Origin of the sequence: Agrobacterium sp. LR_9, from assembly GCF_041954855.1 — a bacterium.
Classification (GTDB): Bacteria; Pseudomonadota; Alphaproteobacteria; order Rhizobiales; family Rhizobiaceae; genus Agrobacterium; species Agrobacterium leguminum.
This window is the reverse complement of the sequence record NZ_JAVAYA010000004.1, coordinates 54142-66118: the sequence shown is the minus strand read 5'-3', so window position 1 is coordinate 66118 and position 11977 is coordinate 54142. Positions and strand designations below refer to the sequence as shown.

At 61.3% G+C, this 11977-nt stretch carries 17 protein-coding genes and 1 riboswitch; of the genes, 9 read left to right on the top strand and 8 right to left on the bottom strand.

What is annotated here, in order from left to right; all coding sequences use genetic code 11:
* Positions 1–103 precede the first annotated feature (103 nt).
* From RAC79_RS06670 to RAC79_RS06645, 6 genes are all read left to right on the top strand, one after another.
* Positions 104–733 carry a LysE family translocator gene (locus RAC79_RS06670; protein ID WP_080856087.1) on the top strand — a complete coding sequence of 210 codons (630 nt, stop codon included), beginning with the start codon at positions 104–106 and terminating at the stop codon, positions 731–733.
* Positions 734–851: 118 nt separating this feature from the next.
* Complete coding sequence (locus RAC79_RS06665) at positions 852–1286, top strand: cytochrome c (RefSeq protein WP_174038913.1); 435 nt, start codon at positions 852–854, stop codon at positions 1284–1286.
* A 90-nt stretch (positions 1287–1376) separates the two neighbouring features.
* Entirely contained in the window at positions 1377–2297 is a 921-nt protein-coding gene (locus RAC79_RS06660) for a cytochrome c (RefSeq protein ID WP_078051090.1), read from the top strand.
* 185 nt (positions 2298–2482) lie between these two features.
* Positions 2483–2719, top strand: a riboswitch (cobalamin riboswitch).
* A 160-nt stretch (positions 2720–2879) separates the two neighbouring features.
* Complete coding sequence (locus RAC79_RS06655; protein WP_080856088.1) at positions 2880–3062, top strand: CbtB domain-containing protein; 183 nt, start codon at positions 2880–2882, stop codon at positions 3060–3062.
* Between the two features lie 10 nt (positions 3063–3072).
* Positions 3073–3783: a CbtA family protein gene (locus tag RAC79_RS06650; protein ID WP_174038914.1), complete on the top strand. Its 711-nt coding sequence runs from the start codon at positions 3073–3075 to the stop codon at positions 3781–3783.
* 4 nt (positions 3784–3787) lie between these two features.
* Complete coding sequence (locus tag RAC79_RS06645) at positions 3788–4102, top strand: hypothetical protein (protein WP_142778879.1); 315 nt, start codon at positions 3788–3790, stop codon at positions 4100–4102.
* 170 nt (positions 4103–4272) lie between these two features.
* On the opposite strand, the gene RAC79_RS06640 is transcribed toward RAC79_RS06645, so the two are convergent.
* The 4 genes from RAC79_RS06640 to RAC79_RS06625 form a co-directional block, all read right to left on the bottom strand.
* Positions 4273–4839, bottom strand: a complete 567-nt coding sequence (locus RAC79_RS06640; protein WP_174038915.1) for a type 1 glutamine amidotransferase family protein — start codon at positions 4837–4839, stop codon at positions 4273–4275.
* A 21-nt stretch (positions 4840–4860) separates the two neighbouring features.
* A complete protein-coding gene (locus RAC79_RS06635; protein WP_003509304.1) occupies positions 4861–5349 on the bottom strand; it encodes a GNAT family N-acetyltransferase in 489 nt (162 codons plus the stop codon).
* 203 nt (positions 5350–5552) lie between these two features.
* Positions 5553–5966, bottom strand: coding sequence for a helix-turn-helix domain-containing protein (locus RAC79_RS06630; protein ID WP_174038916.1), 414 nt, complete (start codon positions 5964–5966; stop codon positions 5553–5555).
* Between the two features lie 60 nt (positions 5967–6026).
* Positions 6027–6374 carry a hypothetical protein gene (locus RAC79_RS06625; RefSeq protein WP_161988023.1) on the bottom strand — a complete coding sequence of 116 codons (348 nt, stop codon included), beginning with the start codon at positions 6372–6374 and terminating at the stop codon, positions 6027–6029.
* Between the two features lie 129 nt (positions 6375–6503).
* Here RAC79_RS06625 and dmeR point away from each other — a divergent pair, with 129 nt between their 5' ends.
* Positions 6504–6776, top strand: coding sequence for a Ni(II)/Co(II)-sensing transcriptional repressor DmeR (gene dmeR, locus RAC79_RS06620; RefSeq protein ID WP_003509296.1), 273 nt, complete (start codon positions 6504–6506; stop codon positions 6774–6776).
* 20 nt (positions 6777–6796) lie between these two features.
* Complete coding sequence (gene dmeF / locus RAC79_RS06615; RefSeq protein WP_142846557.1) at positions 6797–7810, top strand: CDF family Co(II)/Ni(II) efflux transporter DmeF; 1014 nt, start codon at positions 6797–6799, stop codon at positions 7808–7810.
* A gap of 10 nt (positions 7811–7820) precedes the next feature.
* On the opposite strand, the gene RAC79_RS06610 is transcribed toward dmeF, so the two are convergent.
* The 4 genes from RAC79_RS06610 to RAC79_RS06595 form a co-directional block, all read right to left on the bottom strand.
* A complete protein-coding gene (locus tag RAC79_RS06610; RefSeq protein ID WP_065654236.1) occupies positions 7821–8108 on the bottom strand; it encodes a hypothetical protein in 288 nt (95 codons plus the stop codon).
* 374 nt (positions 8109–8482) lie between these two features.
* A complete protein-coding gene (locus RAC79_RS06605) occupies positions 8483–9592 on the bottom strand; it encodes a glycine betaine/L-proline ABC transporter ATP-binding protein (protein ID WP_174038917.1) in 1110 nt (369 codons plus the stop codon).
* A complete protein-coding gene (locus RAC79_RS06600) occupies positions 9585–10493 on the bottom strand; it encodes a proline/glycine betaine ABC transporter permease (RefSeq protein WP_174038918.1) in 909 nt (302 codons plus the stop codon). The genes RAC79_RS06605 and RAC79_RS06600 overlap by 8 nt, the downstream gene beginning before the upstream one ends.
* A gap of 246 nt (positions 10494–10739) precedes the next feature.
* Positions 10740–11750, bottom strand: a complete 1011-nt coding sequence (locus RAC79_RS06595; RefSeq protein ID WP_174038919.1) for an ABC transporter substrate-binding protein — start codon at positions 11748–11750, stop codon at positions 10740–10742.
* Here RAC79_RS06595 and RAC79_RS06590 point away from each other — a divergent pair.
* Positions 11749–11967, top strand: coding sequence for a hypothetical protein (locus tag RAC79_RS06590; RefSeq protein ID WP_162540018.1), 219 nt, complete (start codon positions 11749–11751; stop codon positions 11965–11967). The two genes, RAC79_RS06595 and RAC79_RS06590, sit on opposite strands and share 2 nt — an antisense overlap.
* Positions 11968–11977 lie beyond the last annotated feature (10 nt).

Here is an 11977-nt window from a genome sequence, read left to right as displayed (position 1 = left end):
ACTGACACAACGCTGTCAGTTGGCTTCTCCTATAAACAGAGAAACACATTGAGAAACATGGGATTTCCCGAATGTGTCGTGAACCGTTTTGGGAGATACTGACATGAGTTACGCAGAAAATCTCTGGCTTTTCTTTCTGGTCCTGTTCGGCATCATCATCCTGCCGGGCATGGACATGCTGTTTGTGCTGGCAAGCGCACTGACGGGGGGAAAGAGAACCGGCCTTTCCGCTGCAAGCGGCATGAGCGCCGGCGGCATCGTGCATTCGCTTTACGGCGCCCTGGGCGTCGGCATGTTGGCCGCCTGGATGCCGTCGCTGTTCCTGCCGCTTCTGGTTTTCGGGGCGGCCTATATGATCTCAATCGGCATCGGCCTGATGCGCAGCGCGATTGTCGTGAACGGCGATGAGGCGCAGGCGAGCGCTTCGGTCAGAAAAGCCTTCTGGCGGGCGGTGCTGACCTGCCTTTCCAACCCGAAAGCCTATCTGTTCATGATGGCGATCTATCCGCAATTCCTCAAACCGGCCTATGGCCCGATCTGGATGCAGGGGCTTGTGATGGGCGCGATGGTGGCGGTCACGCAGTTCACGGTTTACGGCGCGCTGGCGCTGACGGCGGATAAAAGCCGGGCATGGCTGGTTTCTTCGCCCGCCGCCACGATCTTCATCGGCCGCGCCGCCGGTTTCATGCTGATTGCCGCAGCGCTGCTGACATTGTGGGAGGCCCTGTCTTAGGCTTCTGTTTTCACGATGGAATTCACCGCAATGTGACTTCTTTTCGCCATCCGGAAAGGGCATCCTCGCGCCGTTCCATCTAGCGCCCGGTGTCCTGGCCGGAATCAAGGAGAGTTGCATGAAACTGAAAACCATTACCGCGGCTATGCTGTTCGGCTGTCTTTGCGCCGGAGCGGTCTACGCTGCCGGCGAAGTCGAAAAACGTGAAGGCATGATGAAGCAGATCGGTGGGGCGATGGGTTCGCTCGCCGCCATATCCAAGGGCGAAAAGCCCTTTGACGCCGATACCGTCAAGACTGCCGTGGCCACCATCGGCACCAACGCCAAGGCTTTCCCGGACCAGTTCCCCCCCGGCACCGAGACCGGCAGTGCGGCGGCCCCCGCCATCTGGGAAAATTTCGACGACTTCAAGGCCAAGGCCGCCAAGCTCGGCACGGATGCGGACATGGTTCTCGCCAATCTCCCCACCGATCAGGCGGGCGTCGCCACCGCCATGAAGACGCTGGGCGCCGATTGCGGCACCTGCCATCAGACCTATCGTCTGAAGAAATAATCGCAGCACTTTGGAAACGCCGCTTACCGGCGGCGTTTTCTCAGGCACGAAAGACATCTGACCGGGTCAGGTGAGAATGGGGAGAGGGGCATGTCCTCCATCTGGACGAAACTCGTGGGCGGGGCCGTCGTCGCGGCCATTGCGGGCTACGGCATATTCGCCTGGGTCACCGCGCCTCAGCGGCAGGCGCCCAGCCACTGGGTCAGCCTGGGCGAACCGGATCTGGCCAATGGCGAAACACTGTTCTGGGCGGGCGGCTGCGCAAGCTGCCATGCCGCACCCGATGCGAAAGGCGAGGCGCTGTTGACGCTTTCGGGCGGGCAGGCGCTGAAAAGCCCCTTCGGCACCTTCCATGTCCCCAATATTTCCTCCGATCCGCAGCATGGCATCGGCGGCTGGACGCTGGCGGAATTCGGCGATGCGATGACGCGCGGTGTGGGCAGGAACGGCGAACATCTCTACCCGTCCTTTCCCTATGCCTCCTATGCCCGCATGACGCAGAAGGACATCAACGATCTCTTCGGTTATCTGAAGGCCCTGCCGGCCAGCCAGAACGATGCGCCGGATCACGAGTTGCCGTTCCCCTTCAATCTGCGCATGGCGCTGGGCGGCTGGAAATTCCTTTATTTCGACCCCGCAGCGCGGCCCCGCGTGGAGCTTGCCAATGCCAATGCTGAATTGCTGCGCGGCCAATATCTGGTGGAAGGGCCGGGCCATTGCGGCGAATGCCACACGCCGCGCAACGCGCTTGGCGGTTTCGTGAAAGACAAATGGCTGGCGGGCGGTCCCAACCCGGAAGGCGAGGGCCGCATTCCCGACATTACCCCCGGCTCGCAAAGCATCGGCAGCTGGGCCGAGGCCGATATTGCCAGCTATCTGGAAAACGGCTTCACCCCGGAATTCGACAGCGTCGGCGGCTCCATGGTCAAGGTACAGCAGAACATGGCGCATCTGACGCCTGAAGACCGCGATGCAATTGCCGCCTATCTGAAGGCCATACCGTCGCGGTAATCCTCAGCCGTCATGCCGGACTAGATCCGGCATCCAGCCACGGCGCGTCTGCGCCGTGAGAAGAGTTTCTTGCGATCAAGGACTTGATCGCGCTGTACCCCGGATCTAGTCCGGGGTGACGGAGGTGGAAGCGACGGCGTGTAGTTCGAAAGCAAGCCCGCCATTGACTCCCGACCCCGCCCATCGGATAACAATCCTGTGATGGTTCCTTCCGGGCGTTCCGGAAGGTGAAAAGGGAACACGATAGGGAGAGATCCTCATTCGTGGCTGCCCCCGCAACTGTGAGCGGAGAGCCTGAAACGAAATGCCACTGGCAGGCCATCTCGCCGGGAACCGAAGGTTTCCAGAGAGGGTGACGCCGGGAAGGTGTTTCAGGTTTTGACCCGTAAGCCAGGAGACCTGCCATCGCGGAAATATCCATGCCGGCGGGGTGTCCGGAAGAGCGGAATTTCAGGGTGGCGGGATCGACGCTTCCCTGTGTCAGTCTGGTATCCCCGTGGTGAAGTGTATCGTAGCGGCTCGATGGCCTTTTGCCGTCCGGCCGCGTCCAAAGGCGCGGGGTCGCGCCGGAGAGGGGTCACCATGTCCATCAACCAGAATACGGCCGACGCCGCCGTTTCCGCAAAAACAACCAGCTTCGCGCAATCGCTGACGGCGATCGTGCTTGGCCTGTTCGTTGTCGGTTTTGTCGGCTTTTCCCATGTGGAAGCCGTTCACAATGCCGCGCATGACACGCGTCATGCCAACGCCTTCCCCTGCCATTGAGGGGAACGGCATGTCGTCTTTTCGCAATATCGTCTTTACCGCCGTTCTCGTCGGCATTCTTGGCGGTTTCGCCGTCTCGGCCATGCAGGCTTTTGGCACGACGCCGCTCATCCTTCAGGCGGAAACCTATGAAAGCGCTGGCGAAGCGGCCCACAGCCATGATGCGCCGGCGCCCGGTGCTGCCGTTCCCGCCCATGAGCACAATGACGAGGCCTGGGCTCCGGCCGATGGCTTCGAGCGCACCGCCTACACCGTCGCCGCCAATGTCCTGACCGCCATCGGTTATGCATTGGTGCTGACCGGCCTGATTTCGCTGCGTGGCACGAATGGCGGCTGGCGCGAAGGACTTCTCTGGGGCGTTGCCGGTTTTGCCGCCGTCATGCTGGCCCCGATGATCGGCCTGCCGCCGGAACTGCCGGGCAGCCCGGCCGCCGCACTTGAGGCCCGGCAGATCTGGTGGCTTGCGACGGTTGCCGCAACCGCGGGCGGCATTGCGCTGATCGCCTTCCGCCGCGAACCCTGGGCCATCGTATTGGCGCTGGTGCTGATCGTCGCGCCGCATGTGGTCGGCGCACCCTTGCCGCCGGAAGGCGAACATGCGCTGGCGCCGCTGCCGCTGGAGCGTCAGTTCATCGTCGCCGCCACCGTGACCAGCTTCGTATTCTGGGCTTTGCTTGGAACATTGAGCGCGTTTTTCCTGAAGCGCTTCCAGCAGGCGTAAATCCATGCAGGACGCAGCGGAATGGAGTGAGGAACTCGATGCGCTGCGTTTTGCGGTTCCCGGTCACGGCGCTTTCTGCGCCGTGCACCGCCTTGCTTTCAAGGCGGTTCTTGGGGCGACCCCGGATCGCGAGGCGGCTATCGCCTGTTTTCATGAGCACGAGGCCGCTTTTATCGCTGCGGCGCTCAGCAAGATAAAACGCTCGAATTCACCCGCCGGCCGCAGCCTGCATCTGAACAGCCGCGATATTCGCCGTGCGATTGCCGGGGAGAACGGCGATCATGCGGCGCGTGTTTGTCGCGTACTTGATCGGCGATAATCATTGCCGTTTTCACGTCCGTCATCCCGGCCTGGAGCCGGGATCCAGCCAGCCCAAGTCCTTGGGCTGAAAGGACTTTTTTCGCCGCGCAGACGCGCGTCGGCTGGATTCCGGCTCAAGGCCGGAATGACGGGAGTAGAGGGAGCGCAAACAACCGAGGCGGCTATGCCTCAGCGATGCTCCGCCGCAAAAACCTGAAGTTCCGCCTCGGCTTCCGGACCAAAGAGGCCGAGGTGTTTCAGGATTTCCACAGCGAAACTGACCGGCGCGCTGCCGGCGGCGGTGATGATGCCGCCATCGCTGACCGCTTTCGGCTGGTCGCGGTAGAGCGACTCGCCGCTATAGACGGCATAAGCCTTGTGGGACGCCAGCGAATTGCCGGTATGGGCGACGTCGTTCAGGACGCCCGTGCCGCCGAGCGCGCTCGCCGCCGCGCAGATGCCGGCAACCAGCCGGTTCCTGTCGCGAAACCGGTGCACCAGCCCGCCAAGATCGACAGCCGTTCCCTTTTCCCAGCTCAAGCCGCCGGGAATGACAAGCGCATCGATGCCAGCTGGATCAAGCGCGTCATAGGATGTGTCAGGCGTCACATTCAGCCCACCCATGGATGTCACCGGCCTGCCATCGGGGGTGGCATAGACGATCTCGACGCCCAGATAACTGCGCGCTGCTGCAGCAAGCAGCGCCGGTTCCCAGTCCGCAAAATCCTGCGCCAGCGCAATGGCAATCCGTGTCATGGCCGTCTCCGTGGTTTTTAATCAGGCGATGGACTGCATGTAGCGCATGCCGGTAACCGGGCGGGGCGCGAAATCCATGTTTTCGTAGAAACGATGTGCCGCGACATTGCCGGTCGTGGCGCTGACGGAAAGATAGTCGCAACCGAGACGCTTGGCGATATCGCGGGCGCGGGAAACCAGATGCTGGCCGGTGCCATGGCCGCGATGCCCGTCACGCACGAAGAGATGATGCAGCTCAAGCCCGCGCCGGCCTTCCTGCGCCCTGTAGAGCGGCAGAAGCAGGGCGTAACCGATCAGCGCGCCATCGGCTTCGGCCACGAGGCCATGCACCCAGGGCAGCGGGCCGAACAGGTCGCGTTCCAGTTTCGCAGGGGTAATCGCCGCCGCATCGCCGTGGTAGGAGGCAAGCAGCGTGATCATCTCGTTGAGTTCGGGCAAATCCGTCTTGCGTGCACCACGAATGATGACGACGGGCGGTCTTTCCAGTGTAAGGGAGCTATCTTCGGTCATTTTTCGGTCCTTTGGTCTTATCGGTGCCGTCAGGACGCTTGAGAAACAACAAAGCCGCCTGACGGCGGCTTGTTGACAATATGATCTGTCGAGCCGCCCTTAGAGGTAGGCCCAAAAGTACGAGCAGGAGATGGGTGCGCGTTCATTGATCATGGGACATGCAATGCGCCCGAATCCGCAATCTGTCAAGCCCGGTTTTCCGATCAATGCTCACCCTCGCACATGCCGTGATTGGAAAGCGCGCGGATGACGTAGCAATCCTCTATGGAATGGCCGTGGCAATGGGAGACGATGCGCTCCAGCTCGTGCTCCAGCTTCTTCAGGCTGGCGATCTTCTCGCGCACATGGGCGAGGTGTTCGGCGGCGATGCGGTCCGCGCCCTCGCAGGGCATCTGCCGGTGCTGGCTAAGCGCGATCAGTTCGCGGATGGCGTCGATGTTCAGCCCGAGATCGCGCGCATGGCGGATGAAGGCCAGCCTTTCGAGGTCGGTCTTTTCGTAGCGGCGCTGGTTGCCCTCCGAACGGTCGGCCTCGCGGATGAGGCCCATCTGCTCGTAATAACGAATAGTCGGCACCTTGACGCCGGTGCGTTTGGACAGTTCACCGATGGACAGCATCTTTTTCTCCATATCTCCAGTCTCTAGAGATATGGCTTTTCCGTCCCCGGTTCAATGGCCTTAAGCGGCGTCGTTGACGCCAAGCGCCTGGGCCAGTGCCTTCAGAATCTGCGATTCGAGGCTTGCCATATCTGGCTGGGCGGAAGCGGCCACCTCAGCATTGGCGCCAGTGGCGGCGGAAACGCCGCTGTCCATGTTCCAGAGAGCAGCAGCGAGGCTCGCGGAGGCGCCGGCCAGCGGGGCGACGGTGGTGGCGACATTGCCTGCCACCGAAATGGCGCGATGGGCCGCCCGCGTCAGCTCCTGCAAAGCCTCGGTGGTAGACTGGCTCTCCCGGTTATGCGCAGGCGCGATGCCGCGGACGGGAGAGGCGAAATTGATGCTGCTGGTTGCTGCGATAGTCGTCATGACTGTGAGTCCCCTAGTTCTGATGGGGCATTTTTAAGGTCCGAAACATTCCCGAAGATTGCGTCATGCACGCCTTGCGCAAAAAATAGCGGCAATATACTATACCCCCCTATAGTATATGAGGTGCCCATGTCCCATACGATCCGCAACAAGGAGAAGCTTCTGGCCCGCATCCGCCGTCTGAAAGGGCAGATGGAGGCGGTCGAGCGCGCACTGGATGATGCCAAGCCCTGCGGCGAGGTGCTGCAATTGCTCGCTTCGGTGCGCGGCGCGCTTTCCGGCCTGACCGGAGAGGTGATGCAGGAGCATCTGCATGAGCATGTGGTGCATGCCGAAAACGAAGACGAGCGGGCGCGGGCGGCGGAAGAGCTCGCCCAGGTGCTGAAGACCTACATACGGTAAAAGCGAACAGGATTAGCGACATGACGACGACATCCGAACACCGTGCAGCAGCCGGTCACGACCATGTTTTCCTTGGCCAGAACCATGAGCGCAATGAAAGGCGCGTCTGGATGGTCATTGGGCTGACCGCGGCGATGATGGTGGCGGAAATCGTCGCCGGCCACTGGTATGGCTCCATGGCGCTGACGGCGGATGGCTGGCACATGTCCACCCATGCCGGCGCGATGCTGATTTCGGCGCTCGCCTATCTTTATGCCCGCCGCGAGGCGCGCAATCCGCGCTTCACCTTCGGCACCGGCAAGTTCGGCGATCTGGCGGGTTTTGCCAGCGCCATCGTACTGGCTGTGGTGGCGCTGCTGATTGCCGTCGAAAGCGCGATGCGCCTCATCGATCCCGTTGAAATCGATTTCAACCAGGCGATCCTCGTCGCCATCATCGGCCTTGCCGTCAATCTTCTCAGCGCCGTGCTTTTGAAGGATGACCATCACCACGATCATGGCCATGGCCATGCCCACGGCTCGCATGCCCATCATGGCCATGGCAGCCACGCCCATCACGATCACGGCTCCCATGCCGGTCACCATGCGGACCACGGCGCAAAGGGCGGGCGGGACAACAATCTGCGCGCGGCCTATCTGCATGTGCTGGCGGATGCGTTGACGTCGGTTCTCGCCATCGTCGCGCTGCTGCTCGGCAAGTGGAACGGCTGGTCGTTCCTTGATCCGTTGATGGGTATCGTTGGCGGTCTGGTCATTGCCCGCTGGTCATGGGGCCTGATCCGCTCCACGGCGACGACACTGCTCGATGCGCTGCCGCCGGCGGAGGATCTGCCGCAGGAAATCCGTGAAAGCGTGGAGACGGAAGAGGATCGCATCACCGACCTGCATGTCTGGCAGGTAGGGCCGGGGCATCACGCCGCCATCGTGGCGATCCATTCGCAGGCACCGAAAGCGCCGGCTTTTTATAAGCAGAAACTTGCCGCCATACATGAACTCTCGCATGTGACGGTGGAAGTCAGCCCGGCAAGGGCCTGATTGGAATCGCCTATTCGGTATATTCCGAATAGGCGCTGCGCACCCATTCCACCTCGGCTTCCGCCTTGTCCTCGGGGGAAGCCGCGGTCGTATCCTGATAAGCGGGCGCACTGCCATTGCCGACGGCCCACAGAACATTGGCCAGCGACTGGGAAAGAATGGTGCTGGAAACGGTGGGATTGCCCGGGCCGCGTTTTACCGCCTGCTCCTCCGGCGCGCTTTGAGCGCTGCCAGCTTTTTCGATGTCGCGGATGCGACCCTGATAGTTATATCCGCCAATATTGCTTTCGATCTGCATGTCGGTGATTCCGCGTTCAAAAGTTAACGAATGGTTAACGGCGGCGACTTGTCCGAAACTTGCGCTTGCTGCGCTGCAGCGACTGCCGAGGGTTGACAGCAGGCGAAGTAGTGCTTCGTTTTTGCATAAAGGGGGCGGGGCAGGAGGCGATTGCCAGCTTTGTCCCTCGCGGCATTGCAGTCCGGGTTAAATTTCTGGCGCCGTGAACACCTCACTCCCGTCATTCCGCCTTGATCTGGCATCCAGCCGCCGCACGTCTGCGCGGCGAGAGAGTCCTTTCAGCCCAAGGACTTGGGCTGGCTGGATACCGGCTCGAGGCCGGTATGACGGAAAGAGGAAATCTCGCGGACGCGGCCAATCCGTCCGGTGCCGGATTACGCCGTTTCCTTCTCCACCGGCATAACCGTTTCCTGGAGCTTCTCCGGCTCCTCCGCCTTCACTTCAACCTCAACCTCAACATCCTGCGGCGCGGGCGTCACCATCGCAGCCACCAGCGTATCGAGGCCGATGCTGCCGACCGGTTTGCCGTCCTCGTCCACCACATGGGCGGTGGTCTCGTTGGCTTCCGACATGTCGCGGGCGATTGTTTCCAGCGTCGCGTTTTCCGGCACGGGCATGCCCTCGGGGCGGCTTTCCAGCGGCTCCATCACCGTGGTCGCCTGCAGCACGCGGCCGCGATTGACGTCGCGCACGAACTCGGTGACGTAACCATCGGCCGGGGAGAGGATGATGCTCTGGCCGTCGCCCTGCTGCACCACTTCGCCGTCTTTCAGGATCGCGATATGGTCACCCAGCCGCAAAGCCTCGTCCAGATCGTGGGTGATGAACACCACGGTCTTCTTCAGCTCCTGCTGCAGATCGAGCAGCATGGTCTGCATGTCGACGCGGATCAGCGGATCGAGCGCCGAATAGGCTTCGTCCATCAGGAGAATATCGGCATCGTTGGCCAGCGCCCGGGCAAGGCCGACACGCTGCTGCATGCCGCCGGAAAGCTGGTTCGGATAATAATCCTCGTAACCGGCAAGGCCGACGCGCTCCAGCCAGTAACGGCCCTTTTCCTCGCTCTTGCTGCGCGGCACGCCTTGGATGTCGAGACCGTAGACGCTGTTTTCCAGCACGGTGCGATGCGGCAGAAGGCCGAATTTCTGGAACACCATCGCTGTTTTGTGACGGCGGAATTGCCTGAGCGCCGAGGCGCTCATGCCGCAGATGTCCTCGCCATCGTAAAGCACCTCGCCGGCGGTCGGGTCGATCAGCCGGTTGATGTGGCGGATGAGCGTCGACTTGCCGGAGCCGGAAAGGCCCATGACGACGGTGATCTTGCCGCCCGGCATGGTGATGTTGATGTTGTTGAGACCGAGAACGTGGTTGTGCCTGTCGTTCAGCTCGGCTTTGTCCATGCCGGATCGCACCGCTTCGAGGTACTTCTCGGGATGCTTGCCGAAGATCTTGTAAAGATTCCTGATTTCGATGCTTTTAGCCATGGGAGACCTCGCGGTATTTCTGCAGGCGCTTGCCGAAAGCCTGGCTTGCCCGGTCGAACATGATGGCGATGGCGACCAGAGCGAAACCGTTCAGGAAGCCCACCGTGAAGAACTGGTTGTTGATGGCCTGCAGCACGTTCTTGCCGAGCCCGCCGACACCGACCATGGAGGCGACGACGACCATGGCGAGCGCCATCATGATGGTCTGGTTGATGCCGGTCATGATGGTGGGCAGCGCCAGCGGCAGCTGCACATTGAACAGCTTCTGGCCGTTGGAGGAGCCGAAGGCATCGGCCGCTTCCAGCACCTCCCGGTCCACCAGACGAATGCCGAGGCTGGTGAGGCGGATGACGGGCGGAATGGCATAGATCACCACTGCGATCAGGCCCGGTACCTTGCCGATGCCGAAAATCACCACCACGGGGATGAGATAAACGAAGCTCGGCAGGGTCTGCATCACGTCGAGCACGGGATTGATGAGGCGTTGCAGGCGTTCGGAACGTCCCATCAGGATGCCGAGCGGCAGGCCGATGACGATGGCGATCAGGGTGGCGATGGCGACGATGGAGAGCGTCGTCATGGCGTCTCGCCAGAGGCCGACGGCGCCGATCATCAGCAGGGCGAGCGCCGTGCCGCCGGTAATCCTGAAGCTGCGACCGGCCAGATGCACGATGGCGAGAATGATGAGGAGCATGATGATCCACGGTGTCTGGATGAACAGCCGCTCCGAGGAATTGAGGAAGAGCTGCAGCGGATGCACGACGACGTCAATCGCATCGCCGTAGTTGCGCACGATGTCGCGAAAACCATCATCGATGGTCTTGCGTGCCACACGCATCGTGGAATTGTCGATGGCCGGGAACTTGCAGAGCATGTCCGGCAGGTAAGTGCAGAGGGCCATTATTGTTGTTTTCCCTTTGGGTTTTGGGGGATGGGTGGTGGAGGTTGGAGTGCGCGGGCACCCCCCTCTGTCCTGCCGGACATCTCCCCCTCAAGGGGGGAGATCGATCTGCGGCAAGGTCTCGCCCATCTTGATGGTTGAGGATGAAGCGGTGAAAGCGCGCCCCGCCGATCTCCTCCCTTGAGGGGGAGATGCCCGGCAGGGCAGAGGGGGGTAAGCGGCTTACGCCGACTCCCCACTAACCAATCACATCGAAGCCTTGATCTTCTCCGCCACCTCGGCCGGAACCCACTTCGTCCAGATTTCCTCGTGGTTCTCGAGGAAATATTCCGCGCCATCCTCGTTGGTGCCCTGGTTCTCATCCATCCAGGCGAGGATTTCGGCGACCGTTTTGTTGTCCCAGTGGCGGGCCTTGATGTAGTCCAGCGTCACGCCGGCCTTGCTTTCGAAGTCCTTGGTGATGACGGTATAGACATCGGCAACCGGATAGGCATTGACCTTCGGCGCTGCGCAATCGACCTTCGCCGTGCAGTCGTCGAAATGGGCGCGGTCGAGCTCGACGCCGTCATCCAGCTTCACCATCTCGTATTTGCCGAGAATGGCGGTGGGCGACCAGTAATAGCCGAGCCAGCCCTGCTTCTTTTCAAAGGCATTGGCGATGGAGCCGTCGAGGCCGGCGGCAGAGCCGGTGTCGACCAGCGTGAAGCCCTTCTTGTCGCCCTCGCGCGCCTTGTAGAGATTGGCGGTGGTCACCTGGCAGTTCCAGCCGGAGGGGCAATTATGCACCGCGCCCTTGCTGGCGTCCTCCGGGGCGGGGAAAAGTTCGGGATGTTTCAGCGCATCCTCGACGGTCTTGATGTCGGGGTGGGCGTCGGCGATGAATTTCGGGATCCACCAGCCTTCGATACCGCCTTCGGAAAGAATTTTCGATGCCTCGATCATGCGGCCGTCCTTGACGGCGGCGTCGAGCGGCTCGCGCACGGCGTTCACCCACAATTCGGGCGCCATGTCCGGCTGGCCCTTTTCGTTCATGGAGGCAAAGGTCGGCATGGTATCGCCGCTGACGACATTGACCGTGCAGTCATAGCCGTTTTCCATGATGAACTTGTCGACGTAAGCCGCGACACCGGCGGATGCCCAGTTCATTTCGGCGATGGTGATGTTGCCGCACTCTTCGGCGGCATTGGCGGAATTTGCTGCACCGGCAGCGATGATAAAGCCCGTTACGAGAATGGTCGAGGCCAGGAGTTTCTTCATGTGTAAGACCCCCAAGTCTGATGCAGTGTTTTCAATTGGCAAAGCGGGAGCACTGCAAAGCCCGGATTGCCAAGGGCGAACTGACATGGCGCATGGAAAAGCCGAAAAAAGACGGCAAGAAGAATATCCGCAGAACACGCTGCGGCATTGCCGCAGGAAACGCGGCGAAAAGGCGCATGAATATGTCAACGACCGGCATAATACGGCCAAAAAGTGATATTGCAACG